Origin of the sequence: Thermoflexus sp., from assembly GCF_034432235.1 — a bacterium.
In the GTDB taxonomy this organism is placed as follows: domain Bacteria; phylum Chloroflexota; class Anaerolineae; order Thermoflexales; family Thermoflexaceae; genus Thermoflexus.
Genome location: NZ_DAOUCJ010000007.1, coordinates 22,101 through 45,553, shown reverse-complemented (window position 1 = coordinate 45,553; position 23,453 = coordinate 22,101). Strand labels below are relative to the sequence as shown.

Here is a 23,453-nt window from a genome sequence, read left to right as displayed (position 1 = left end):
GCCCCCGGGTCCGAACAACCCGATTATGGACCTGTTGCCCTGGATGCCCCCTGCGGTGATGAAGCCGCCGCTGCTTTACTTTATGGTGGTGATCGCGCTGTTCGCATTGTTGGTCTTTCATCTCTAATGGGCTCGCAGGCGATGGGCTCAGGATGGAGAGCGCGGGGATTCATAAGGTCTTTTCCCCAAGATGATCGAGGAGGTGGTTCTCGGGATCCGGGATGCCGTCGGGGGGATCGGGATGATCCAGCTGCGGCCTGGCATGGCCTTTCATTTGATCGGCATCGGCGGCGCGGGGCTCTCGGCCCTGGCGACGGTGCTGCATGAGCTCGGGTATGCCGTGAGCGGGTGCGATCGCTCTCCCTCGCCATTTGTGGAGGCCCTTCGCGCCCTGGGCGTTCCGGTGTATCCCGGTCACGATCCCGCCCATGTCCAGAACACCGGGGTGGTGGTGCGGTCCTCCGCCATTCCACCGGATCACCCTGAGGTCCACGCAGCGGAGGCGCAGGGTCGACCGGTGGTCAAGCGGGAGGCGGTGATCGGGGCGCTGATGGCCGGGCGGAGGGGGATTGCGGTGGCCGGGACGCATGGGAAAACCACCACCACGGCCATGCTCGCCTGGATCGCCATGTCCACCGACCGCGACCCAACCTTTATCATCGGCGGCCTGATCCGTGGTCTGAATCGAAACGCGCGGGCGGGCAGGGGGGATCTCTTTATTGTGGAGGCCGACGAATATGACCGGATGTTCCTGGGGCTGCAGCCGGAGATCGCGGTGGTGACGACGATCGAGCACGATCATCCCGATTGTTACCCGACGCCCGAGGCGTTCTTCGATGCATTTGTGGCGTTTGCGGAGCGGGTGCCGCCCCATGGGATCCTTGTGGTGTGCGATGCGGATCCGGGGGCGCGTCGCCTGGCGGATCTCCTGGAGGCGCGGGGGCGATCGGTGGTGCGCTATGGATGGGGGCCTCCCGCCCGATGGTGGGCCCGCCCCCTAACGGTGGACCGCTTTGAAATCCACCGGGAGGATCGCCGGATCGGCGAGCTATCCCTTCGGGTCCCCGGGCGCCACCATGGCCTGAACGCCCTGGCGGCGCTGGCCGCGGCGGAGGCCGTGGGGATCCCCCCGGCGATCGCCCTGGAAGCGCTGAGCCGGTTTCCGGGCACGGCGCGGCGGTTTGAGATCAAGGGGGAAGCGCGCGGGGTGCTGGTTATCGACGATTATGCCCATCACCCGGGGGAGATCCGGGCCACGCTCCGGGCGGCCCGCGACCGCTATCCGGGCCGTTCCATCTGGGCGGTGTTCCAGCCGCACACCTACAGCCGGACGCGGGCGTTGCTGAAGGAATTCGCGCAGGCGTTCGAAGACGCCGACCATGTCATTCTCACTCCGATCTATGCGGCTCGCGAGACGGACACCCTGGGGGTGAGCAGCGAGGATATCGTGAGGCGGATGAGCCATCCGGATGCTCGCTGTCTCCCCGATTTCGACGCTGTGGTCGCTTATCTGCGGGAACACGTCCGATCGGGGGATGTGGTGGTGACCATGGGAGCAGGGGATGGATACCGGATTGGGGAGCGGCTGCTGGAGCTCCTGAGCCATCCCGCGGAGGGAGGGTGATGTCGGATTCCAGGGTCATCCCCGGCCGGGCTCTGGCAGCGGCCCTTCAACGATGGGGGCTGGCCCTGTATCGGGATGTCCCGCTGGCCCGGTTCACCACATCCCGGATCGGCGGGCCGGCGGATGCCCTGGTGATCGTGGAGGAAGTCCAGGCCCTGGCTGATGTTGTGCAGAGCGCATGGGCCGATGAGATCCCTGTCACCCTGCTGGGTGGGGGCTCCAATGTGCTCATCGCCGACCGCGGGGTGCGGGGGCTGGTGGTGCTGAACCGGGCGCGGGCATTGCGCTTTGAAGCCAATGGGCGGGTGTGGGCAGCTTCCGGCGCCCTTCTGCCCACCCTGGCCCGGCTGTGCGCCGAACGGGGGTGGTCCGGCCTGGAATGGGCGATCGGGATTCCGGGCACGGTGGGCGGAGCGGTGGTGGGCAACGCCGGAGCCCACGGGGGGGACATCGCGAGCTGTCTGGAATCGGTGGATTTGCTGGTGCCGGAGGAGGGCATCGTGATCTGGAAGGCGGAGCAGCTCAGGCTGGGTTATCGAACCAGCCGGCTGAAGACGTGGCCGACCGTGCCGCGGCCGGTGGTCCTCGCTGCCCGTTTCCTCCTTCGACCGGAGGATCCGGAGGCGATTCTGGAGCGGATGGCGGCCTTCAACGCTTACCGCCGGCGCACCCAGCCGGGCGGAGCCAGCATCGGCTCGATGTTCCGAAATCCGCCCGGGGACTACGCCGGCCGTTTGATTGAGGCGGCGGGCCTCAAAGGGGCCCGGCGGGGAGGGATCGTGATCTCCACGCTGCACGCGAATTTCTTCATCAATGAAGGAAGCGGCACGGCCGCGGATGTGCGGGCCTTGATGGCGGAAGCTCAGCGCTGCGTCCAGGAACGGTTCGGGGTGCTCCTGGAGCCGGAGATCGAGTTCGTCGGGGAGTGGGAGGATGAAACGGCGGATTCGGGTGGGTGTGCTGTTCGGGGGGAAATCCGGGGAGCATGAGGTGAGCCTTCTGTCGGCTCAATCGGTGATCCGGGCGCTGGACAAGACGAAATACGAGGTGATCCCCATCGGGATCACCAAAGAGGGCCGCTGGCTCACCCGGGGGGATCCGATGAAGGCCCTGACCGGCGGGGCGGTGACGATAGCCGATTTGCTGGGGACGCCCTCCATTGTGGAGCCGGAATCGAGCATCTCCCTGCCGGTTCCCCGACGACGGGAACTGATCCCCGGGGTCCAGGCGGATGGGATCCCCGAGGTGGATGTGATCTTCCCGGTGCTCCATGGCCCTTTCGGGGAGGATGGGACGATCCAGGGATTGCTGGAGCTGGCGGGCATCCCCTACGTGGGGGCGGGGGTGCTGGCCTCGGCGGTGGGGATGGATAAGGCGGTGATGAAGGATGTGTTCCGGGCCCATGGCCTCCCGGTCGCCCGGTATATCGTGATCTTCCGGCGAGAATGGGAGCGGGATCCGGAAGGCGTGATGGATCGGATCGAGCGGGAGATCGGGTTCCCGTGCTTTGTCAAACCGGCCAATCTGGGGTCCAGCGTGGGCGTCTCCAGGGTGAAGCGGCGGGAGGAGCTCCCGGCCGCCCTGGCGGAGGCCGCCCGTTACGGGCGCAAGATGCTGGCGGAGCGGGCGATCCCGGCCGCCCGGGAGATCGAGGTCAGCGTGCTGGGGAACGAGGATCCCATCGCCTCCGTTCCTGGGGAGGTGATCCCGGCAGGGGAGTTTTACGACTACGCGGCCAAGTATCTCGATGATCGAACCCAGCTGGTGATCCCAGCCCCCCTGGATGAGGCGCTGGCGGAGCGGATCCGCTCCCTGGCCCTGGAGGCGTTCCGGGCGATCGACGCGTGCGGGATGGCACGGGTGGATTTCCTGCTCTCCCGGGAGACCGGGGAGCTGGTGGTCAATGAGATCAATACCATCCCGGGCTTCACGGCGGTCAGCATGTATCCGCGCCTGTGGGAGGCCAGCGGCCTGCCGTATCCGGCGCTGCTGGATCGGCTCATCGAACTGGCGCTGGAGCGCTATCGGGATCGTCAGCGGGATGCGATCGCTTACGAGGGGTTGACATGGCTTTCCTCCATTCGCGCCGACGGCGCGCCACAAGAAGACGATGGCGGACCTTCCGCTCGGTGAGCCCGGCCGGGATGGCGGTGGCCATCTGGACCCTCCGTCCGGCGGGCTCCCGGCTGGTGGCTGGGGGGTTGTTGTTGCTCTGGGCCATGACAGGCGGGGTCTTGCTGCTTCACGATGCCTTCTACACCCGGCTGGATGTGGCGGGCGCCCACCGGCTCTCCCCGGAGGCGCTGGCGGCCGCCAGCGGGATCGACGGGCTGCATATCTTCTGGGTGAACCCGGCGGAGGCCGCCGCTGCCGTCCGCCGTCAGTTTCCCACCCTGAAGGCCGCAACCGTGCGCTGTCGATGGCCGGCGTTCTGCACCCTTTTCGTCGTGGAAGGGCAGGCCCCATGGGAATGGGTGAGCGGAGATCTACGGCTGCTTCTGGATGACAGCGGACAGGTCGTGGAAGGGGAGGCCGTGGAGGCCCGGCGCCGGCTGGAGGTTTATGGCCTGCCGCCCCCTGCCCCGGGCCAGCGCGTGGATCCGTGGTTATGGGTGCGCATGCAGGATCTGGGCCAGGCCTTCCCGGAGATCAGGGCTTTCCGATATGAGGCAGGTCGGGGGTTCTCCTTCGTGGATCCATATGGCTGGCCGGTGCTGCTGGGGGAATACGGATCCATGGTGACGCGCGCGGCGGTGTGGCGGGTGCTGCGCGATCTTCTCGCCGCTCAGGGCCAGCGTCCCGCCTATCTGGATCTGCGCGTCCCGGAGGCCCCAGCGGTTGGATTCCCACCGGAATGAATCCGGCAGGTCTCTTCCCGTGCGCGCGAGGGTATACCCCATGACGCTGGTCGCGATGGATATCGGAACCAGCAAGATCTGCACGCTGGTGGGCGAGGCGGATGAGGCCGGGATGCTCCGCATCCTGGGCGTGGGGGTTGTCCCGGCCCGGGGGATCCGGAGGGGAGTGGTGGTGAACATCGCGGAGGCCACGGAGGCGATCGCTGCCTCGGTCGAGAAGGCCGAGCGGACCAGCGGCTATCAGATCCGACGGGCCATCGTGGGCATCGCCGGGCCTTATGTGGCCTCGGTGAACAGCAAGGGCACCGCCTCGGTGGTGCGGGGGGATCGGGGGATCAGCCCGGCGGATGTAGAGCGGGCGATCGAGAACGCCCGGACCATCGCGATCCCCCATTCCCATGAAATCCTCCACGTGCTCCCGCGCGCTTTCATCGTCGATGGCCAGGAGGGGATCCGGGATCCCCTGGGGATGTATGGATTCCGGCTGGAAGCGGAGGTCCACATCGTGACCGCCCAGGTGGGCCCGCTGACCAACCTGCGGCGGTGCATCGAGGCCACCCAGATCGCGGTGGAAGAGTTCGTCCTCTCGCCGCTGGCTTCAGCCGAAGCGGTGCTCACGGAGGGCGAGCGGGAAATGGGGGTGGCCCTGGTGGATATCGGAGCAGGGACGACGGATCTGGCGGTCTTTGTGGAAGGGAGCGTCGCGCACACTGCGGTGATCCCGGTGGGAGGGCAGCACATCACCAACGATCTGGCCTATGGCCTGCACGTCCCGGCCACGGTGGCGGAGGAGATCAAGATCCAATACGGCCATGCGGCGGTCCAGGCCATCGCGCCGGAAGAGCAGATCACGGTCCAGGGCTTCGGGGAGAACAGCACGCTGACCTTTTCGCGCCGGGAGATGGCCGAGATCATTGAGGCGCGGGTCCAGGAGATCTTCCAGCTGATCCTGAAAGATCTGCGCGCTTCGGGTTACGAGCGGTTGCTCCCGGCAGGGCTGGTCCTCTGCGGAGGGACCGCTCTGCTGCCGGGGATCCGGGAGGTGGCCCGCGAGGTCACCGGGATGCCCGTCCGTGTGGGCATGCCGTGGGATCTGGGAGGGCTGGCGGAGACCCTCCGTTCACCGATGTTCGCGGCGGCGGTGGGCCTGCTCCGCTGGGGCCTTCGGATGGATGCCGGCGCCGGCTATTCTCCGTCCGGGGACTCATGGCTGGGGCGTCTCTGGCGGACCCTGCGGGGGATCTTCCGGGAGATGTTGCCTGGGTAAGGCATGCCCGCGCCCCCGGATCGGGTTTTGATGGATCGGGAATTCCGCCCGAGGCCTTCTTTCTCCGGCCCGGGCTGATCGGGAACCATGCAGCGAGGAGGTGGACGATGGATGCGATGGCGACGGGTCAGACGCCGGCCAAAATCCGCGTGGTGGGCGTGGGCGGCGGGGGCAGCAATGCCGTGAACCGCATGATCGAGGAGGGGCTCCGGGGGGTGGAGTTCATCGCCGTCAACACCGATGTGCAGGCCCTCTCCCTGGCCAAAGCCGATCGCCGGATCCATATCGGGGAGAAAGTCACCCGTGGCTTGGGCGCAGGGGGGAACCCGGAGATCGGCTACAAGGCCGCGGAGGAGTCGGCGGATCTCATCTACGAGGCGCTCCGCGGCTCGGATATGGTGTTCATCACGGCGGGGATGGGGGGCGGCACCGGGACGGGCGCCAGCCCGGTGATCGCCCGGATCGCCCGGGAGGTGGGCGCGCTCACCATCGGGGTGGTCACCCGGCCCTTTTCCTTCGAGGGGCCCCGGCGAGCCAAGGCCGCCGAAGAGGGGATCGCCCGCCTCAAGGAGAACGTGGACACCCTCATTGTGATCCCCAACGATCGTTTGCTGGAGATCACGGATAAGAAGGTGACCCTGATGCAGGCCTTCCGGATGGCCGATGAGGTGCTCCGCCAGGGCATCCAGGGGATCAGCGAACTGATCACGGTCCCCGGCCTGATCAATTTGGATTTCGCCGATGTGCGCACCATCATGGCCGAGGGCGGCGCGGCGCTGATGGCCATCGGCGAGGCTTCCGGGGAGAACCGGGCGGTGGAGGCCGCCCAGCAGGCCATCTCCAGCCGGCTCCTGGAGGTCACCATCGATGGCGCCCGGGGCATCCTGTTCAACGTCACCGGGGGTCCCGATCTCACCCTTCACGAGGTCCATCAGGCGGCGGAGATCATCCGCCAGGCGGCCCATCCGGAGGCCAACATCATCTTCGGCGCGGTCATCGATGAGGCGATGCAGGATCGGGTGCGGATCACCGTGATCGCCACCGGATTCGAGCGTCCTCCGATTCCAGGCCGCCGCCCGGCCCAGGCGGCGACCCCCGCCCGCCCCGAGCCGGGCGCCCAGCGCCCGGAGAATGTCCGGCGCCCCGTTCCCTCCGAGCGCAGCTTCAACGAGGGCGATCTGGATATCCCGGCCTTCCTGCGGCGACGCGGATGAAATCCGCCGGGAGCTCTGGTGGCCGGGCGGGTCCCCGCAGGCCGCCCGCCTGGCCACCGGACAGGCGCCGTCCCGTCTTTCCGCTTTGAGCCTGGCGGCATCAGCCCTCGCTCCTCACGGGGAGGGAGGAGCGGGCATGCCTCAATGCCCCAGTTCGGAGGCAGAGGCTTCGCGAGGTTGCCAGACCAGCCGGACCTCTCGAAAGCGGCTCAGGCGCTCACGGGCCGCCTGCTGGAGAGGGCGCAGGTGGGGGGCACGCACCCGGAAGGTCCCCTGGAGCTGGGCCAGGACCAGCTGGCTATCCCCCCGGATCTCCAGGGTGAAGGCGGAAGGATCCTTCCCGGTCCTCTCGATCCGGCCGATCAGGTCCTCCAGGGCGGCGATCAGCGTCCGGTATTCCGCCTCATTGTTGGTCATGGTTTCCTCGAAATCCAGGCGGCGTCGCGCTTCCTGTCCCTTGCGGGTTCGAATGATGTAGGATCCGTAACCGGGGCCCGGGTTGCCCCGGCTTCCTCCGTCAAAGATGATCACATAATCCGGAGCTGCGGCTCGTGGCATGGCCAGGCCTCCGCATGGAGGGATGGCGAATTGCCCCTTTTCGCGCACCCTCCAGGCAATCCGCCGGAATCGAGGTTATGATGGATAGCGCGATATGTTTCTCGTGGGTCAATTAGATGAGAACCCATTAAACCCATGCTTTCGGGACCACCCATGGCGCGTCGCGAGCGGCCTGAAATGGCGGTCTTCATCGACTTTGAGAACATCGCCACCGCGGCGGAAAGCCGGTATTACACCCTGGACCTCCAGCGCCTGTTCGCAGAGCTGGGGCGACGGGGGCGGCTGGTCCTGAAGCGCGCTTACGCCGACTGGTCCCGTTTCACCAAGTATCGGGATGAGCTGCTCCGGCATGGGGTGGATCTGGTTCAGATTTACTCCTACGGCCACAAGCTCGCCCGCAATCGGGCGGATGTCCGAATGGCCATCGACGCCATCGAGACCCTGTTCACCCGTCCGGAGATCCAGGCATTTGTGATCATCTCCGGGGACAGCGATTTCTCCAGCCTGATCACTCGTCTCCGGGAGCATGGCCGGTTTGTGATCGGCGTGGGCGTGCAGGGGGCGACCAGCGATTTAATCCCCGCGCTGTGCGATGAGTTCATCTATTATGACACGCTGATCGCGCCGGAAGCGGGAGAGGCCCCCGCTCCTTCTGCGTCTGTCCCCGAGCCATCCGCCCTCGCTCCAGCCTCCGAGATCGTGGGAGCCGCGGAACGTTACCGCCGGTATCTTCAGGATTGGGGCTTCGTGTTGCTGGAGCCCACCATCCGTCGGATGGGGTTGACCCGCCTCTTCGAGACTCTGCGAGCAGGGATAGCCGAGCTCACCCTGGCCCGGTGGCTGGACCGAACGAACTGGGAGGGGCTGGAGATCGAGGCGGGCGGCCGCCAGGAGCTCGGATGGTTGCTGCTCCTAAGTTCCGGGCTCTCCTTCGGGTCCCTTCCGCCTTCGCTCTTCACCCCGATTCAGGGGGTGCGGGTCGCTGGCCTGAAGCGGTTTATTGAAGCGGCAGAGGGTGGTCTGATCCGATTCCTGGGCATGGCGAACTGGTTGCTGGAGCCGGAAGCGCTGGCTTTCCTCCTCGGGCTTCCCGTGGTGGAAGTCGAAGCCATGCTCCGGGGGATGGCGCGGGAGGGCTTGCTGGGGGCGGAGAATGGGACCTTCCGCTGGATCCCGCATGAGGATCCATTGCAGGGTCCAGTGTTTGAGGCCCTGCGGGCGGATCTGGCCGGGGTCACCTATCCGTCGGGGCTTGCCCCTTCCCTGGGGGATGCCCGGGCGCTGTTCGAGGAAGGGATGAGCTACCGGCGAGATCGAAACTTCCCGATGGCCCGGGAGCGCTTTTTGCAGTCTCTGCGGATGACCCTGGATCTGTGGGAGATGCGCACTCCGGGGATTGGACCCTATGAGATCCGCTGGCGGGCAGCCAGCTACTGCTCCGTGCGGGCGGGAGAGCTTTTCAACTACCGTCGGGACTTCGCCGGTTCCCTGCCTTATTATCACGCTTTTATCGCCCTGATGATCCCGGGGGATCCGGTCTGGGAGAAGCTCCGCGGACTGGTGGATTTCATGCTCCATTACGCGCTGTCCGCTTTCTTCGATAATCAGGTTCCCGTGACCTCCGGTCCTTTCGCTCGACGCCTGCTGGAGCTTTTCCATGATCCAGATCCCCACCGGGCCGGGCGGGTTCGGGAGTGGGTGGCTCAGGTGGCGCGGTTGAACCCGGCGATCATCGGGTGGCTGCTGGAGCAGCTGGCAGGGGTAGAGGCGGAGGAGGCGCAGAAGGAGGCGCTGGCGATGTTCCTGCGGGGGCAGATCCAGGGGACCTCCATCTCTTCCACGTCTATGTAGGGCTCTGTCCACCGTCGCCAACGCTCTTTTGTCGAGGCACTCACGATGTCCATCCGCTGGTTGGGAAGAGCGCTCGCCCTCATCGGGTTCATGATGATCATCCAGAGCTTGATCTGGATGAGCCATGCGATGTGGACGAATCGACCGCCTGGGAATTCTGAGCATGGGCTTAATGGGCTCGAGCGGTCTGCGTCCACCCCATCTTCGGGGCCCACGCCCACCCTTCCACCCACTGGGACGCCGACTTCCACGCCCACGCCTGCGCCTACGTTCACGCCTATCCCGCCCCCATCGATGCCCACTCCGGCCTTCCCGGCCCGCTGGGCCGTCACCCCCACTCCTCGTCCCGGGGTTTCTGGGGGAAGCCTGGATGGGATCCCCGAGCCCCGTCCGCCTCTGGCCTTTCCGCCCAGACGGGTGAACCTGCTGTTGCTGGGAAGCGATCGACGCCCGGGGGAGCGGATTGGGCGAACGGACACGATCATCTTCGCCTCGATCGATCCGGATGAGCCCTCGGTGCGGTTGCTCAGCATCCCGCGGGATCTATGGACCTATATCCCGGGCTGGGGTTTCAACAAGACCAACACCGCCTATGTCTATGGGGAGCTGGCCCGTTACCCGGGCGGGGGCTATGGCCTGCTTCAGGATACGCTTCGCTACAATCTGGGGCTGACCGCTCACGGCTACGCCCTGGTGGATTTCGAGGGAATGCGGACCATCATCGATGCTCTGGGCGGGGTGGACGTGAACGTCCGATGTCCGCTGTATGATGTGTTCCCGGATCCCGACAACCCGGCGATCACCGACACGCTCGCCCTGCCCGCGCCGGGCCGCTACCATCTGGATGGCCAGCAGGCCCTGTGGTATATGCGGTCCCGGCATTCGACCAGCGATTTCGACCGCTCGCGCCGGCAGCAGCAGGTGCTGGAAGGATTGCTGGATCGGTTGAAGGAAGGCGGGTGGCTCCTGCGCGTCCCATCCCTCTGGTCCGGGATCCGCCAGACGGTGCAGACGGACCTGGGGCTGGAGGAAGTGCTCTGGCTGGCTTCCATCGGGGTGCGCCTGGATCGGAGCCGCATCGCCCGGGGGTGGCTGCATCCGGTTCTGGCTCCCAGCACCATCTCCACCACCGCGGGGAGCGAGCTGTTTGTTTACCTGCCGACGGAGCAGGCGTATTCCTACCTGGAGCGGTTCCTGCTGGGTCCATTACCCGCGGAAGCTTCGCCCATTGCCCGGGTGGAGGTCATCAACGCCAGTGGGAATCCCTTTTATGGGGAGATGGCGGTGGAGATCCTGCGGGAGGCCGGGTTTCAGGCCGTCCGGATGGTGGAGGCGGCGCCGGACGGACAGCCCACGCGGGTGATCGCCATGGGCTCCGCCGGATCCTCCACGGCCGCTTCGGCGCTCCTGCGGGCCTTCCGGCTGCCGAGGTCCCGTCTCGAAGTTTCCCCCGAGCCGGGCGCGGAAGCCCCCTATCGGATCTGGCTGGGGGCCGACTTCAACCCGTGCGTCCGATAGGCACGCCGGCGCTCCGGGATCGATCCGGCGACATCCGATGAAGGGTCAGGGTGGCCGTCGCCAGGGCAGCGATGGGAAAGGCCGCTCCCCAGCCCACCTTCAGCGGCTTCCAGCAACTGTTCCCCTCGCTCTTGAATTTGTTTGTGGAGGTGCCCATGGGATTGGCTCAGAACCTCAAAGTTGAGTATCATTGATCAAGGTTCATCTGAAATCCGGCGAGGGGGAAACGCAATGGCAGCGGTGAAGGAAAAGAGCGTCCATGTCGTGCCCGCGACGTGGGCGCGCACCCACCTGGGCGAAATCATCCGACGGGCCATCACCCAGGGCGAGCGCTTTGTCGTGGAGAAGGATAACATTCCCGTGGTGGTGATTCTCTCTGTAGCGGACTACGAGCGGCTGCGCCGCGAGGCGGCGCTGGCCCGCTTTGAGGCCCTGAGCCGCCGTGCCGGGTTAGAAGCCGAGGCGGAGGGTGTGAACGAGCTGGGGCTGGAACGGGAGATCGAGGCCATCCAACGAGAGGTCTTCGAGGAACAGTATGGCCGGCCGTGACCTGCGGGTGATGGCCGACTCCAACGTGCTCATCGCCGGTGTGCTCAAACCTCGCTGGTTCCATGCCTTTCTCCGCCGCGCTGGCAGGGGATTTTCGCCTTGTTCTGGCCCCTCAGACGGTGCGTGAAGTGTTACGGTGGGCCGAACGAAAAGGAGGCGCCCGGCGTCAGGTCATCGAAACCTTTCTCGTCGACGTGGACTTCGAGATGGCGCCGGATGTGACGCGGGAGGACAGCGAGGCGCACCGGGACACGATACGGGACGAAACGGATATCCCCATCCTGTTGGCGGCAATTCGAGCTGGGGTCGATTACCTGGTGACAAACGACAAGGACTTTCATGATGAGAGGACAAAGGCTTTTCTGGCGCAGCATGGGGTCACTGTCATGGTGGTGGGAACGTTCCTGCATGAGGTGATGGGATGGCGAAGCGAAGATCTGGAAAGGATCCGGCATCGGGAGTGGAATGACCTCCCCTGAGAATAGCGAAAGGGGAGGGTCTGGAATGTCTGACCCCTGAGGGTCACGGGGTGGGTATGGGATTTCCCTGTTTCATTTCCGCTCGAAGAACATCACATATTCGTGCTTGAAGATGTAAAAATTCCCCTTGAGGGCGCGATAGCGCCAGAGGTGATACTGGCCGCGCTTGCCCCGGTTCTCCTGGATGTCTTTGACGCAGATGCTCTTTAAGCGGAACCCGTGCCGCAGCACCCGTTCCATGGTCCGGAAGCCCAGGGGCATCCATTCCCCCCGCGTGTATTTGTCCCCGATCACCAGCACCAGAAACCGCCCTCGATCCAGGAGCGGGGCGAAATTTTCCACCACCCGCTCGAAGGCCTCATAGAAGGCCTCCTCCGTGGGCGCGTTGGAGAGATCGCGCGGGTCGGCGCTGAACCGGATGATGTCATGATAGGGCGGATGCAGGATCAGCAGCTGGGCGCCGGAGAACCCCCAGCGGGCCATCGTCTCCCGGACGCGCTCGACGGTGGCGGGATCGGTGCTGTCTCCGATCTGGAGCTCCGTCTGAACTCCATGCGGGTTCTCCTCCAGGCCGATGAGCCAGCGGGCCCGTTCGGCCACGCTGGGGACCAGCTCGATGCCGATGGCGAAGCGGCCCAGCCGTTTCGCCTCGATGAGGGTGGTGCCCAGCCCGGCGAAGGGATCGAGGATCAGCTCTCCGCGACGGGTGAAACGCCGCATGGCCTGGTAGGGGATCTGGGGGACGAAGTTGCCCCAGTATTCCGGGGTGTGCATCCCATGGTTGGCCCGGGGGCCCAGCAGCCACAGGCTGTCGGTGAGGATGTCCTCGTATTCCTCCCAGCGTTCCAGATCCAGATCGTGGATCGGCATCGTTTTGATCATCCCCATCGCCCGACGGCTGTCTCCAGATCCCGCCCGGAGAGCGGCAGGCGACCGACATCCGCCCTCCGCAGCGCGCGGCCCGGAAGCCGGAAGCCATGTCCCGGCGATCCCGGTCTCTTCATCGGTTATCATAGTAAATTCGGATCCATCCGGGGACAAGACCTGAGGGATTCGGGTCGCTCCCCGCGCGGCTCCCGCCGGAGGGAAGGATCTCCCTCAAGGGTTGAGCCGCAAGGTTCCTCCCTCGCCGATCCGTTCCCCATATTCCCGCACATGCACGCGGAATGTGATCCCCTGGCGGTTTTCCTCCTGATCGATCTCCCGCTCCAGCCTGGCGGTCCACCACGCCACCCGCACCCGGCCTTCCTGCACCGCCTGGCGCAGGCGCCGCTGCCGCTCGTTCAGACCGGATTTTCCGGTTTTGGCCTCCACCAGCAGGATTTCCACCGCCTCTTCTTCCGTATCCCGCAGGTCACGGAACACGATCCAGCCCATCGGGCTGCCCAGATAGCGCACATCCTCCGGCTCCAGGCGCATGCTCTATGGCGTTGGGCCTGTCCGGCCTGAACGTCCTGATGAAAGGGTCAGCGGCGTCCTTTTTCACTATAATTAAAACTCGTTTCAGGATCTGCAAGTCCATGGAGGGAGGGATTCGGTGCGACTCCAGGCGATCGAGCTGCACGGCTTCAAGAGCTTCGCCGATCCCACCCGCCTCGAGTTCCCGGGGCAGGTGACGGCGATCGTGGGCCCCAACGGGAGCGGCAAAAGCAACATCGCGGAGGCCATCCGCTGGGTCCTCGGGGAGCAGAGCCTCTCCACCCTCCGGGTCCGGCGGGGGGAGGATCTGATTTTCGCGGGCAGCGATCAGCGACCCCGCGCCGGGATGGCGGAGGTCACCCTGATCTTCGATAACACCGACGGCGAGCTCCCGCTGGAATTCGCAGAGATCGCCCTCACCCGCCGGGTCTACCGGGATGGAGAAGGCGAATACTTTCTGAACGGGAACCGGGTGCGCCTGCGGGACATCCAGGAGCTCCTGGGGTCCACTCCCCTGGCCCGGCGGACTTACACGGTGATCGGGCAGGGGGTGGTGGATGAGGTGCTCCGGATGCGGCCGGAGGAGCGCCGGGCGTTGTTCGAGGAGGCGGCGGGGATCGCCCTCTACCGGATGAAGCGGGAGGAGGCGTTGCGGCGCCTGGAGGCCACCCGGCAGAACCTGGCCCGGATCCGCGATCTGCTCGCGGAGATCACCCCGCGGATGAACAGCCTCCGCCGCCAGGCGGAACGGGCCCGCCAGTATGAGGCGCTCCGCTCTCAGCTCAAAGAACAGTGGCGTCGCTGGGCCGCCCGCCGGATGGCCCGGCTCCGGGAAAGCCTGGAGGCCGCCCGCCGGGCGCTGGCGGAGGTGGAGGCCGAACGGGCCCAGCATCAGGACCGCCAGGCCCTCGCGGAACAGCATGCCCTGGCGATCCGGGAGCGGATCCGCCGTCTGCAGGCGACCATGGCCGAGCTGGAAGCCATGCGGGAAAAGCTCCAGCAGGAAGCCGCCGCGATCCAGGAGCAGCTGCAGGCCGTGGAGGAGGGACTTCAGGCGATCGTGGAACAGGAGAAAGCCCGTCGGGAGCAATACGAAGCCCTCCAGGCCCGTCGCCGCGCCCTGGCCTCTATGCGCGAGACGCTGGAGACGGAACGGGAAGCGCTCGAAAGCCAGCTCCGGGCTCTCCAGGAGCGGCGGCACGCCCTGGAGGCCCTCTACGAGGAGCGGCGCGGGCGCGCGGAAGACCTCCGCCGGCAACGCGCGGAGCTTCAGGAGGCCCTGCGCCAGCGGGAGGCAGAGGCCGCCCGGATCGCTCGTCGCCGGGCCGCGCTGGAGGAATCCCTCGCGGAGCGGGAAAAGCGGGCCGCCCAGCAAAGGGCGCTGCACGCCCGCAAGATCCAGGAGCAGATGGATCGGCTTCGGGAGCGGGAGCGGATCCGTGAGGAGCTGCGCGCCGTATCGTCCGCCCTGGAGGAGATGGAGCGCCAGCGCGCCCGGATCCGCCTTCAGCTGGACGAAGTCGAGGCGGAAGTGGAACGGGCCCGGGAGGCGGCCGCTCAGGCCCGGGCTCAGCAGGATTACTGGCAGGCTTACCTGGAGAACGTTCTTCGCCATCGAGAGGAACCGGAAGGGGGGAACGCGGATCTGCAGGCCCTGCTTTCCGCGGGCCTCCCCGGGGTGATGGGGCGCTTGATCGACTTCCTGGAGATCGAGCCCGGCTGGGAGACGGCCGCGGCCGCGATCCTGGGGCCGCTCCTCCAGGCCCTGGTGGTCCGGGACGCAGCGGCCCTGGAGTGCATCCGCCCCCGGGTTCGCCGCAGCCTCCCGGTGGTGGTCCTGGAGGCGCTGCGCTTCGAGCGGAGGCCCCGGATTCGCGGGCGCATTGGGGAGGGGATCGCTTTCCCTGCGGGCAGGCCGGCCCTTCCGGCCCGCCCGGCGATGGCGATCCTGCGAGCGCGGGAGCCCCGTCTGCAGGCCTGGCTGGAGCGCCATCTGGAAGGGATCTGGCTGACGGATACCTGGGAGCAGGCGGTCGCCCTCTGGCCCCGGCTGCCCCGCGTGGCGCAGATCCTCACCCGGGATGGCGAGCGGATCGGGGGGAAGGGGATCCTGTGGATCGGCCGATACACGGCTCCTGAGGTGGTGTGGCTGGCCCAGGAGCGGGCGTGGCGGTCGCTTCCAGAACAGCTCGAAGCCGCCCGACAGGCATCCCGTCAGGCCGAAGAGGCCCTCCAGGCGAGCCTGGCCCGCTGGAAACAGGTCCATGAGGAGTGGGCGGCTCTGGAGGAAGCGTATCGGGCCGCCCGGGCCCGTCAGGAGGAGCTGCAGCGTCGGATCTATGCGCTGGAGGAGGAGCTTCAGGACATCGCCCGATCGCTGTCGTCGCTGGAACACGAGATCGCGGCAGGGGATCCGCAACGGGCGCAGATGGAGGCGGAATATGAGGAGCTGGGACGCCGCATGGGATCGCTCCAGGAAGAACAGCGGGCGCTGGAGGCGGCGCGGGAGGAGATCGACGGGGCGATCGCCGCGCTGGGCCTTGAGCGGATCGAGGCGGACCTGTCCCGTCTGCAGGCGGAGGAACGGTGGCTGGAGGAGCAGCGCCGTCGGGTGGAGGAGCGGATCGCCCAGCATGAAGAGGCCCTGCGGGCGGTGGAGGCGGAGGAGGCGATGCGCTCGATGGAAGCGGACGATGCCATGCGCGCGGCGCTGGAGGCGGAGCGGGAGCCGTTGCAGCGTCTGCGCCAGGAGCTTGCCGCCCGCCTGCAGGATACGGAAGCGCAGCGGGCCCAGGCGATGGCGGCGCTCCTGAAAGCCGAATCAGAGTTCGAAGCGGCGTGGAAAGAGGTAGAGCAGCTCCGGGAAGCCGGCCGGTCGCTGGAGGAGCAAGTCCACGCCGCCCGACTGGAAGTCGTGCGCTGGGAGGGGGAGGTCCACGCCTTTGAACAGGCCCTCCGGGAGGAGTGGCGTCACCTCGATGACTCGGAGATGGATCTGGAGGCATGGATCCGGGAGGCCGACGCGGCGGAGCCGCTGGAGGCGCTGGAAGCGCAGGTGGACTCCCTCCGTCAGGCGTTGCGACGCCTGGGGCCGATCAACCCGGAGGCGGCGTCTGAATACGCTGCGTTGCAGGAACGCCATGCGTTCCTCACAGCCCAGGTCGCGGATCTGGAGGCGGCGGCGGCCTCCTTTCAGCAGACCGTCACGGCGCTGGACCAGCAGATGCAGCAGGCGTTTATGGAAACCTTCCGGGCCGTGGGGCGCGCCTTCAAGGAGACGTTCGTTGAGCTGTTCGGAGGCGGCAACGCCCGCCTGACGCTCACCGAGGCGGAGAGCTGGGATCAGGCAGGGGTGGAGATCTTCGTGCGGGTTCCCGGGAAGCGAACCCAGAGCCTGACGATGCTCTCCGGGGGAGAAAAGGCCCTGACCGCTACTGCTCTCATCTTCGCCCTCCTGAAAGTCCGCCCTTCGCCCTTTGTGGTCCTGGACGAGGCGGACGCGGCGCTGGACGAGGCGAACATCGGGCGGTTCCGGGAGATGATCCGCCGGCTCTCCGGGCGGACCCAGTTCATCCTCATCACCCACAACCGGGGCACCGTGGAGGCCGCCGACGTCCTGTATGGCGTGACCTTGCGGCCGGATGGCACCTCGCAGGTCCTCAGCCTCCGCCTGGAGGAGGCGGAGAGGATGATGGCGAAATGAGGGCGGCTCTCCCTCGGGGGCCGGACAAGGTGACTTCGATTCCCGCTTGGCTTCCCATTTTGCAAGCTCCTCTTCGGGTAGTGGTTCGAAGAAAGCCTCGTCCAGCCGGCCGGGCACGAATCCCAGCGGGCGTCGGTTCGCTTCTTCATAAGGCACCAGCCGGGCGATCGGGGTGCGGCCCCGGGCGATGATCATCACCTCCCCTCGTTGCACGTCCTCCAGCAGGCGGGAGAGCTGGGTCCTGGCCTGACGCAACCGTAACCCCTCGCATCTCGAGCCTCCTGAGCTCATCCCGAAGGGTTGGCGCGCCGAAGACATCCCCCTCTGCCCCAAATGTTTCCGGTGGGAAGCCGCTTTCTCCTTCCACTATAGCCTGTATAGCCTGCGCGGCTCCTCGCGGGTGGATCATCCAGAGAAAGCTCGCGCTTTCTATTGCTGGAAATCTACACCGCTCGGCCTGGGTCCAGGGGTTTTCTTCCTTCAGCGAGGGACCATGCCGGGCGATGGGAACGCCTGGATCCGCCAGTCGGCGCATGTGTCCATATCCCGGTTCGCCGGGAAGCGCTCCAGGCTCTGGCCCCGGGGTGGGGCGGGGCAACGCGGCGCGCTTCCCCATTCCACCCGATCGATTTCCCCCTCCGGGCCGATCAGAACGACCTCATCCTGGGTGTTGTTCAGGTTCCACGAGCCCCGCCCCCAGCCGGGATCCGGGATGAGATCCGGGACCCGCGGATCCGTCCCCGCCAGCTCGAAGTTCGGGAGAACCCCATAGCGGGCGGAGAACGCCTGGGCGGACACGGCCACCACGATGACCTGCCCGGGCCCGAGGACGGTGCCGGCGGGAAAGCGATACATCCCTTCGTAGTCCCCCGGGGCCGCCGCGTCGCCGATCCCGTAGCCTGAGAGATCCAGCGGGGCGCCGCCCGGATGATACAGTTCCACCCACTCTTCGTTCGGATCGACCCCCAAGGCATTGACCAGCACCTCGCTGATCAGCAGGTGGGGCGGCCGGTAGCCCTGAAAGACCAGGGGGAGATACACCTTGGGCCGGGCGAGCTCCCAGTCGAAGCGGAACAGCTCGCTCAGGGCGGCGAACCCTTCCTCCGATCGGAAGAGAAGCGTTAGCTCCCGGTTCAGCTTGTGAGAGGTCTCGGTGCCGTTGGCCGAGCTCAGGAGGATATAGGGCTCCCCTCGAAGGCGGATGAGGGTCATCTTGTTATGCAGGCCTCGCCCGCCCGGGTTCCCCAGGCGCGCCTGGAGGGTATCGGAAAGGGTCGGCCGAAGCGTTCGCAGGGTTTCGATCCACGCGATCGTCGCCGCGTTGTTGCGGGACGCTGTGGGATCATCGTAAAAGCGATCCAGCAGCAGGCGCACCGATGCGCCGCGATCCGCCGCCTCGATCAGCGCGGTGAGGTAGAGATTGGGGGAGATGATGGGCGCGCTGGCCGGATCGGCGGCGCCCGGCCCCCACCACGCCGGCATGGTCAGCTGCTGGGCTTCGATTCGATCTCCCGCGCCCGCTTCCCGGAGCAGCGGCCACAGGCCGACATTCAGATTCAGCATCCCCTCCGGACCGATGATGAGGGCGAGATCCGTTGCGATGATCGGGATCGGTTCCGGGAAACGGACCGGGTAAGCGCTTCCGCCCAGGGTGATGGGCGGAGTGTAGGTCGGCGGGGGATTTTCCGTCAGCGGCGCCACATCCCGGAAGATCGGATCCGTGTCCCGGCGGAACAGTTCGTTCAGAAAGGCGGCGGCCTCAGGGGATTCGAACGCCACCAGCACGCCCCGCTGACCCTCCGTTCCATCCCCCTTCGGATCATCCGGCATGGCCCGGGGGCTCAGGTTCTCTGTCCCGATCAGCACTCCCTGGTCATCCCGGACCAGGAACTTGGCGTGGGCGTAAGCGTAGCGGCGCATCGCGGGCGGGATCGCCGCCGGCGCGTTCCGCATGATCAGGCACTGGCCGCCCGCCTCGCGCAGAAGCCGGCAGGCGTAGCGCTCATCGTCCGTGATCCCACCAGGGGGCGTCCCTTCCAGGAGCATGGTGACGGAGACGCCCCGCCGCGCGGCCGCGGCCAGCCGCTCGGCCAGCCGAGGATGCTCAAAGGTGAACATCTCCCCGCGGATGGAAACCCGGGCGCCGTCGATCCAGGCGGCGACGGCCTCGAAGGCGTGATCGGGAGCCACGATGAGCGTCATCGGGATCGTCCCGGTGATCCGCAGCGGCCGTTCATAGCGTTCCGGCGCCCATCCCGGGAAGCGGACCCGGCGCCCCTGCCATGGATCCCGGGCATCGCTGGCCCAGTCGTCCGCGGTATCCGTGTCGATGGGAAGCCCTGTAGAAGGATCGAAGCGACGGAACAGGATCCGGCCTTCACTCCGGGTTCCCGGGATGCTGTAAGCTCGAACCAGAGGACCGTGCCATCCGATGGTTTCCGTGTATCCTTCGCCGTAAAGCACCGCGTCGACCAGCGCCCCGGTGGAATCCCGAAGCGCCACCTCATCGCCGGAATTGGCGAAGCCGGGCCACACCCCGCTCACCGGGCGCACGGTCTCCAGGCCGTCGGTGAAGACGGCGGCGTCCGGTGGATGCCCGAAGGCCAGTGTGAAGGAAAGCGCGTGGTGAGCCACCCAGATCGACGCCCCCGGGGCGATGGTGAACCCCGAGGGGAACCGCAACCCTCCGGTCCCCGTCAGGCGGTCGCGCAGGCTCCATCCGCTCAGATCCACAGGCCCGGGTCCGAAGGCGGTCAGCTGGACGGCTTCATCCGGCTCGCCGGAAAATACGCCATCGGGATGGACCGCTGTGATCCATACCCCCGGGGTTTCCGCCTGGGAGCGCTGGATGACCGGGGGGAGCAGAGCGAGCAGGATCATCCCGCTGAGGCCCAGAAGCGCCGTCAGGATCAGGCGTGAGATTCGAGGCATGGCTCCTCCGGATGCTGGGGCTGAAGGGTGTCCATGAGGATGATAGCGGCCGGTTTTCCCATGAGGCGTGGGAGTGGACGGAGCATCGAAGGCGCTTCACCCGGTCTTCCTATCCCCCTGGGGTAAAATCGACAGCGTAGCTCTTCCCATGGCCGGAGTTGCGCATGCCCCGAGCGCTGCTGGAGCCGCTGAAGCGCCTGCTGGACGAAAGCCTCTATGAGGCCCGGGTGGTCGGTGGGGCGGTGCGGGATCGTCTGATCGGCCGGGAGCCGAACGATTTCGATGTGGTGGTGGTCGGCCCGGCCTTGCGCCTGGCCCGCGCCCTGGCCGATCGGATCGGCGGGTTCTTCTACATCCTCGACGCCCGGCGGGAGTTCGGACGGGTGGTCTGGCGAAGCCCCGAGGGCCGCCGGTTCTATGTCGACCTCACCCGACGGGAGGGTGCCTCCTGGGAGGAGGATCTCCGGCGCCGCGATTTCACCATCAATGCCATGATGGTCGACCTCGATGCATTCCTCGGCGCGGGGCCGTTTGTTCCTTTCGATCCCTTGAGGGGGATGGAGGACCTGCAGGCTGGGCGGTTGCGCCTCTGCGCCCCGGATGCCTTCCATCAGGACCCCGTCCGGATCCTCCGGGCGGTCCGCTTCGAAGCGGAGTTCGGGCTGCGGATGACGACGGAGACGGAGCAGGCGCTCCAGGAAGCGCTCCCCGGGCTGGCCCGGGTCGCCCCGGAGCGGGTGCGGGAGGAGCTGGTCAAAATCCTGATGATCCCCCCCGTCGTCCGCAGCCTGCGGCGGATGGAAACCCTGGGGATCCTCCCCGAGGTGCTGCCCGAGGTGGCGAATCTGCGCGGTGTGGGTCAGAGCCCACCCCACGTGTGGGACGTCTATGAGCACACGCTGCGGACGGTTGCCGCGATGGAACGGTTGCTGGGAAGCCGGATGGCGTCGCCCGAATGGTATGATCTCCCGCCGCGATGGGCGGAGATCGAGGCCGCGATGGCTCCATGGTGGGAGCGCTTTGTCGCTCGCTGGGAGGAAGAAGTGGCGATCGATCACCCCCGCCGGGCCTTGTTGTTGCTGGCCGCGTTGCTGCACGATATCGGGAAACCGGCGACCCGGACGGTGGAGCCGGATGGGCGGGTGCGGTTCATCAGCCATGAACGGGTGGGGGCGGAATGGGCCGCCCATCGCCTGGAGGCCCTCCGCTTCAGCAATGATGAGATCGAGGAGGTCGAGGTGATGGTCCGCCATCACATGTGGCCGCACGGGCTGGCGCGGGGACGGCTCACGCCGCGGGCGATCTATCGGTTTTTCCGGGAGGTGGGGGAGCGAGGTGTGGATCTGGCCCTGCTGGCCCTGGCGGATACCCTGGCGGTCTGGGGTCCGACCCTGACCGATGCGGTCTGGACCCCCCGACTGGAGACCGCGCGGGCTCTGTGGCGGGCCTTTTTCGAGGCGCCGGAGCGGTTCGTCCGGCCGGTTCCCCTGGTTCGAGGGGAGGATCTTCTGGCCATGGGGGTGCCGGAGGGCCCGCAGATCGGCCGTATTCTGGAGGCGATCCGCGAGGCCCAGGCGGCGGGCGAGATCACCACGCGGGAGGAAGCCCTCGCCCTCGCTCGACGCCTGATCGATGAAGCCGGGGCGCCGGAGCCCCGGAGGTGAGGGTCTGTGGCGCTTTATCAGGGGGTCGGGCGGGTCGCTGAAAACGACCGGCCCGACCCCCTGAAGCTTCCCGGGGGAACATCCAGGTTCATATAGACAGCCTTCCAGCCCGGCAGCTTGTCCTGCCGTTACACAGCGGCTTCCATAGCTTCCCCCAGGGCCTCTTCAAAGATATGGAGCCCTTCCTGGATCTGCCCGGCGGTCACGATGAGGGGCGGGATCCAGCGGATGACGTTGTCGTAGGTTCCGCAGGTGAGCAGGAGCAGGCCGCGGCGGAAACATGCGGCCTGGACCGCCTTCGCCAGTGCGGTATCCGGCTCGCCATTGCGGGTGAACTCTACGCCCACCATCAGGCCGCGCCCGCGCACATCCCCGATGGCGGGGAAGCGGGGGGCCAGCCGGCGCAGGCCTTCCAGCAGCTCCGTTCCCCGGGCCGCCGCGTTCTCCGGGAGCTTCTCCTCTTTCATCACCCGGATCGTCGCCACGGCCGCCGCGCATGCGACGGCGTTGGCCCCGAAGGTCCCGCCGTGGGCGCCGGGTTTCCAGCGGGCCATCAGATCCGCCCGCGCCGCGATCCCCGACAGCGGAAGCCCGGAGGCGATCCCCTTGGCCATGATCAGGATGTCCGGCGCCACTCCCTCATGCTCCACCGCGAAGAAGCGCCCGGTCCGCCCGAAGCCGGTCTGGACCTCATCGGCGATCAGCAGGATCCCATAATGATCGCACCGCTCCCGCAGGGCGGTTAGAAAGCCCCGCGGGGGGACCACGTAGCCGCCCTCGCCCAGGATGGGCTCCACCAGGATGGCCGCTGTCTCCTCCGGGGCCGTCTGGGATTTGAGGAGGAGATCCAGCTCCCGAAGGCAGAAGCGAAGCGTGGTCTCCTCATCCCAGCCATAGCGATAGGCGTATGGATAGGGCGCGACGTAGACGCCGGCGGGCAACGGCTGATACCCGGCCCGATAGATCGTCTTACTGGTGGTCAGGGCCATGGCCATGTGGGTCCGCCCATGGAAGCTGCCCTGGAAGACAATGATGTTCGGCCTCCCGGTGGCGTAGCGGGCCAGCTTCACCGCCGCCTCGACCGCCTCCGCGCCGCTGTTCGCGAAGAAGAAGGTGTCCAGCGGGGCGGGGACAATGGTGAGCAGCTCCTCCACCAGCTCCAGCACAGGACGGTGGATGACGATGTTGATCTGACCGTGGAGCAGGCGGGCTGCCTGTTCCTGGATCGCGGCCACCACCTTCGGATGGCAGTGGCCGGTGTTGGTCACCCCGATCCCGCTGGTGAAATCCAGATAGCGCCGACCGTCGGTCGCGTAAAGATAGACGCCTTCGCCATGGGCGACTTCGAGCTCGAAGATGCGCAGCCATACGGGGGAGAGATGGGCTTTGGCCGACATGGGAACCTCCGGCGGATGGAGAGCTCGAGGGCGGGGTAGGGGACCGGGGGCGCCCCATCCCCACTCTCCGGTCTCTATGTTAGAACACGCGGCCGCCTAAGGGAACCTCGGCATCGGGCCGCAGAAGAACCACCCGGCCGGCCTCGTCGGGAACGCCCAGGACCAGCACTTCGGAGTTGAAGCCGGCCACGTTTTTGGGAGGGAAGTTCACCACCGCGATCACCAGCGTCCCGACCAGCTCCTCCGGCCGGTAGCGATCCGCCAGCGCGGCGCTGCTGGTCCGCACGCCGATCTCGGGGCCGAAGTCAATCCAGAGCCGGATCGAAGGCTTGCGCGCCCGCGGATGCGGCTCGGCGCGGAGGATGCGCCCCACCCGCATGTCGACTTTCAGGAAGTCCTCAAAGGTGATGAGGGCCATGGG

At 66.9% G+C, this 23,453-nt stretch carries 19 protein-coding genes; 13 read left to right on the top strand and 6 right to left on the bottom strand.

The genetic code is table 11. The features are described from left to right. Positions 1 to 190: 190 nt before the first annotated feature. The 6 genes from murC to ftsZ all read left to right on the top strand — a co-directional run bounded on the left by murC (position 191) and on the right by ftsZ (position 6,963). Positions 191 to 1,624, top strand: a complete 1,434-nt coding sequence (gene murC, locus VAE54_RS01480; RefSeq protein WP_322800155.1) for a UDP-N-acetylmuramate--L-alanine ligase — start codon at positions 191 to 193, stop codon at positions 1,622 to 1,624. After that, positions 1,624 to 2,613 (top strand): UDP-N-acetylmuramate dehydrogenase, encoded by a 990-nt coding sequence (gene murB / locus VAE54_RS01475; RefSeq protein ID WP_322800154.1) that lies wholly within the window; start codon positions 1,624 to 1,626, stop codon positions 2,611 to 2,613. The genes murC and murB overlap by 1 nt, the downstream gene beginning before the upstream one ends. Continuing rightward, on the top strand, positions 2,558 to 3,757 hold the full coding sequence (locus VAE54_RS01470) for a D-alanine--D-alanine ligase family protein (RefSeq protein WP_322800153.1): 1,200 nt from the start codon (positions 2,558 to 2,560) through the stop codon (positions 3,755 to 3,757). Before murB ends, VAE54_RS01470 begins: the two co-directional genes overlap by 56 nt. 11 nt (positions 3,758 to 3,768) lie before the next feature. Continuing rightward, positions 3,769 to 4,482, top strand: a complete 714-nt coding sequence (locus VAE54_RS01465; protein ID WP_322800152.1) for a cell division protein FtsQ/DivIB — start codon at positions 3,769 to 3,771, stop codon at positions 4,480 to 4,482. A 40-nt stretch (positions 4,483 to 4,522) separates the two neighbouring features. After that, positions 4,523 to 5,749, top strand: coding sequence for a cell division protein FtsA (gene ftsA, locus VAE54_RS01460; protein ID WP_322800151.1), 1,227 nt, complete (start codon positions 4,523 to 4,525; stop codon positions 5,747 to 5,749). A gap of 107 nt (positions 5,750 to 5,856) precedes the next feature. Then, positions 5,857 to 6,963: a cell division protein FtsZ gene (gene ftsZ / locus VAE54_RS01455; protein ID WP_322800150.1), complete on the top strand. Its 1,107-nt coding sequence runs from the start codon at positions 5,857 to 5,859 to the stop codon at positions 6,961 to 6,963. 141 nt (positions 6,964 to 7,104) lie between these two features. On the opposite strand, the gene VAE54_RS01450 is transcribed toward ftsZ, so the two are convergent. After that, on the bottom strand, positions 7,105 to 7,521 hold the full coding sequence (locus VAE54_RS01450; RefSeq protein WP_322800149.1) for a ribonuclease HI family protein: 417 nt from the start codon (positions 7,519 to 7,521) through the stop codon (positions 7,105 to 7,107). Between the two features lie 177 nt (positions 7,522 to 7,698). On the opposite strand from VAE54_RS01450, the gene VAE54_RS01445 reads away from it, so the two are divergent. The 5 genes from VAE54_RS01445 to VAE54_RS01425 all read left to right on the top strand — a co-directional run bounded on the left by VAE54_RS01445 (position 7,699) and on the right by VAE54_RS01425 (position 11,918). Continuing rightward, positions 7,699 to 9,372: an NYN domain-containing protein gene (locus VAE54_RS01445; protein WP_322800148.1), complete on the top strand. Its 1,674-nt coding sequence runs from the start codon at positions 7,699 to 7,701 to the stop codon at positions 9,370 to 9,372. Between the two features lie 45 nt (positions 9,373 to 9,417). Continuing rightward, the gene (locus VAE54_RS01440) at positions 9,418 to 10,890 is read left to right on the top strand and encodes an LCP family protein (protein WP_322800147.1); all 1,473 of its coding nucleotides are present in this window, start codon (positions 9,418 to 9,420) and stop codon (positions 10,888 to 10,890) included. Between the two features lie 50 nt (positions 10,891 to 10,940). Then, positions 10,941 to 11,084: a hypothetical protein gene (locus tag VAE54_RS01435; RefSeq protein WP_322800146.1), complete on the top strand. Its 144-nt coding sequence runs from the start codon at positions 10,941 to 10,943 to the stop codon at positions 11,082 to 11,084. Between the two features lie 37 nt (positions 11,085 to 11,121). Continuing rightward, entirely contained in the window at positions 11,122 to 11,439 is a 318-nt protein-coding gene (locus VAE54_RS01430; protein ID WP_322800145.1) for a type II toxin-antitoxin system Phd/YefM family antitoxin, read from the top strand. A 62-nt stretch (positions 11,440 to 11,501) separates the two neighbouring features. Continuing rightward, positions 11,502 to 11,918 carry a PIN domain-containing protein gene (locus VAE54_RS01425; RefSeq protein WP_416223750.1) on the top strand — a complete coding sequence of 139 codons (417 nt, stop codon included), beginning with the start codon at positions 11,502 to 11,504 and terminating at the stop codon, positions 11,916 to 11,918. Between the two features lie 72 nt (positions 11,919 to 11,990). Here VAE54_RS01425 and VAE54_RS01420 read toward each other — a convergent pair whose 3' ends face one another. Both VAE54_RS01420 and VAE54_RS01415 read right to left on the bottom strand, forming a co-directional pair. Continuing rightward, the gene (locus VAE54_RS01420; RefSeq protein ID WP_322800143.1) at positions 11,991 to 12,932 is read right to left on the bottom strand and encodes a DNA methyltransferase; all 942 of its coding nucleotides are present in this window, start codon (positions 12,930 to 12,932) and stop codon (positions 11,991 to 11,993) included. A gap of 84 nt (positions 12,933 to 13,016) precedes the next feature. Further along, positions 13,017 to 13,337, bottom strand: coding sequence for a Holliday junction resolvase-like protein (locus tag VAE54_RS01415; protein WP_322800142.1), 321 nt, complete (start codon positions 13,335 to 13,337; stop codon positions 13,017 to 13,019). A gap of 118 nt (positions 13,338 to 13,455) precedes the next feature. Between VAE54_RS01415 and smc the strand changes: the two genes are divergently transcribed. Then, positions 13,456 to 17,040 (top strand): chromosome segregation protein SMC, encoded by a 3,585-nt coding sequence (smc, locus tag VAE54_RS01410; protein WP_322800141.1) that lies wholly within the window; start codon positions 13,456 to 13,458, stop codon positions 17,038 to 17,040. Between the two features lie 480 nt (positions 17,041 to 17,520). On the opposite strand, the gene VAE54_RS01405 is transcribed toward smc, so the two are convergent. Beyond that, positions 17,521 to 19,971 (bottom strand): lamin tail domain-containing protein, encoded by a 2,451-nt coding sequence (locus tag VAE54_RS01405; RefSeq protein WP_322800140.1) that lies wholly within the window; start codon positions 19,969 to 19,971, stop codon positions 17,521 to 17,523. Between the two features lie 164 nt (positions 19,972 to 20,135). On the opposite strand from VAE54_RS01405, the gene VAE54_RS01400 reads away from it, so the two are divergent. Beyond that, on the top strand, positions 20,136 to 21,635 hold the full coding sequence (locus VAE54_RS01400) for a CCA tRNA nucleotidyltransferase (protein ID WP_322800139.1): 1,500 nt from the start codon (positions 20,136 to 20,138) through the stop codon (positions 21,633 to 21,635). 128 nt (positions 21,636 to 21,763) lie between these two features. Here VAE54_RS01400 and VAE54_RS01395 read toward each other — a convergent pair whose 3' ends face one another. Further along, positions 21,764 to 23,032 (bottom strand): aspartate aminotransferase family protein, encoded by a 1,269-nt coding sequence (locus tag VAE54_RS01395; protein WP_322800138.1) that lies wholly within the window; start codon positions 23,030 to 23,032, stop codon positions 21,764 to 21,766. A gap of 79 nt (positions 23,033 to 23,111) precedes the next feature. Continuing rightward, the gene (locus VAE54_RS01390; RefSeq protein WP_322800137.1) at positions 23,112 to 23,450 is read right to left on the bottom strand and encodes a tRNA-binding protein; all 339 of its coding nucleotides are present in this window, start codon (positions 23,448 to 23,450) and stop codon (positions 23,112 to 23,114) included. Positions 23,451 to 23,453: the final 3 nt, after the last annotated feature.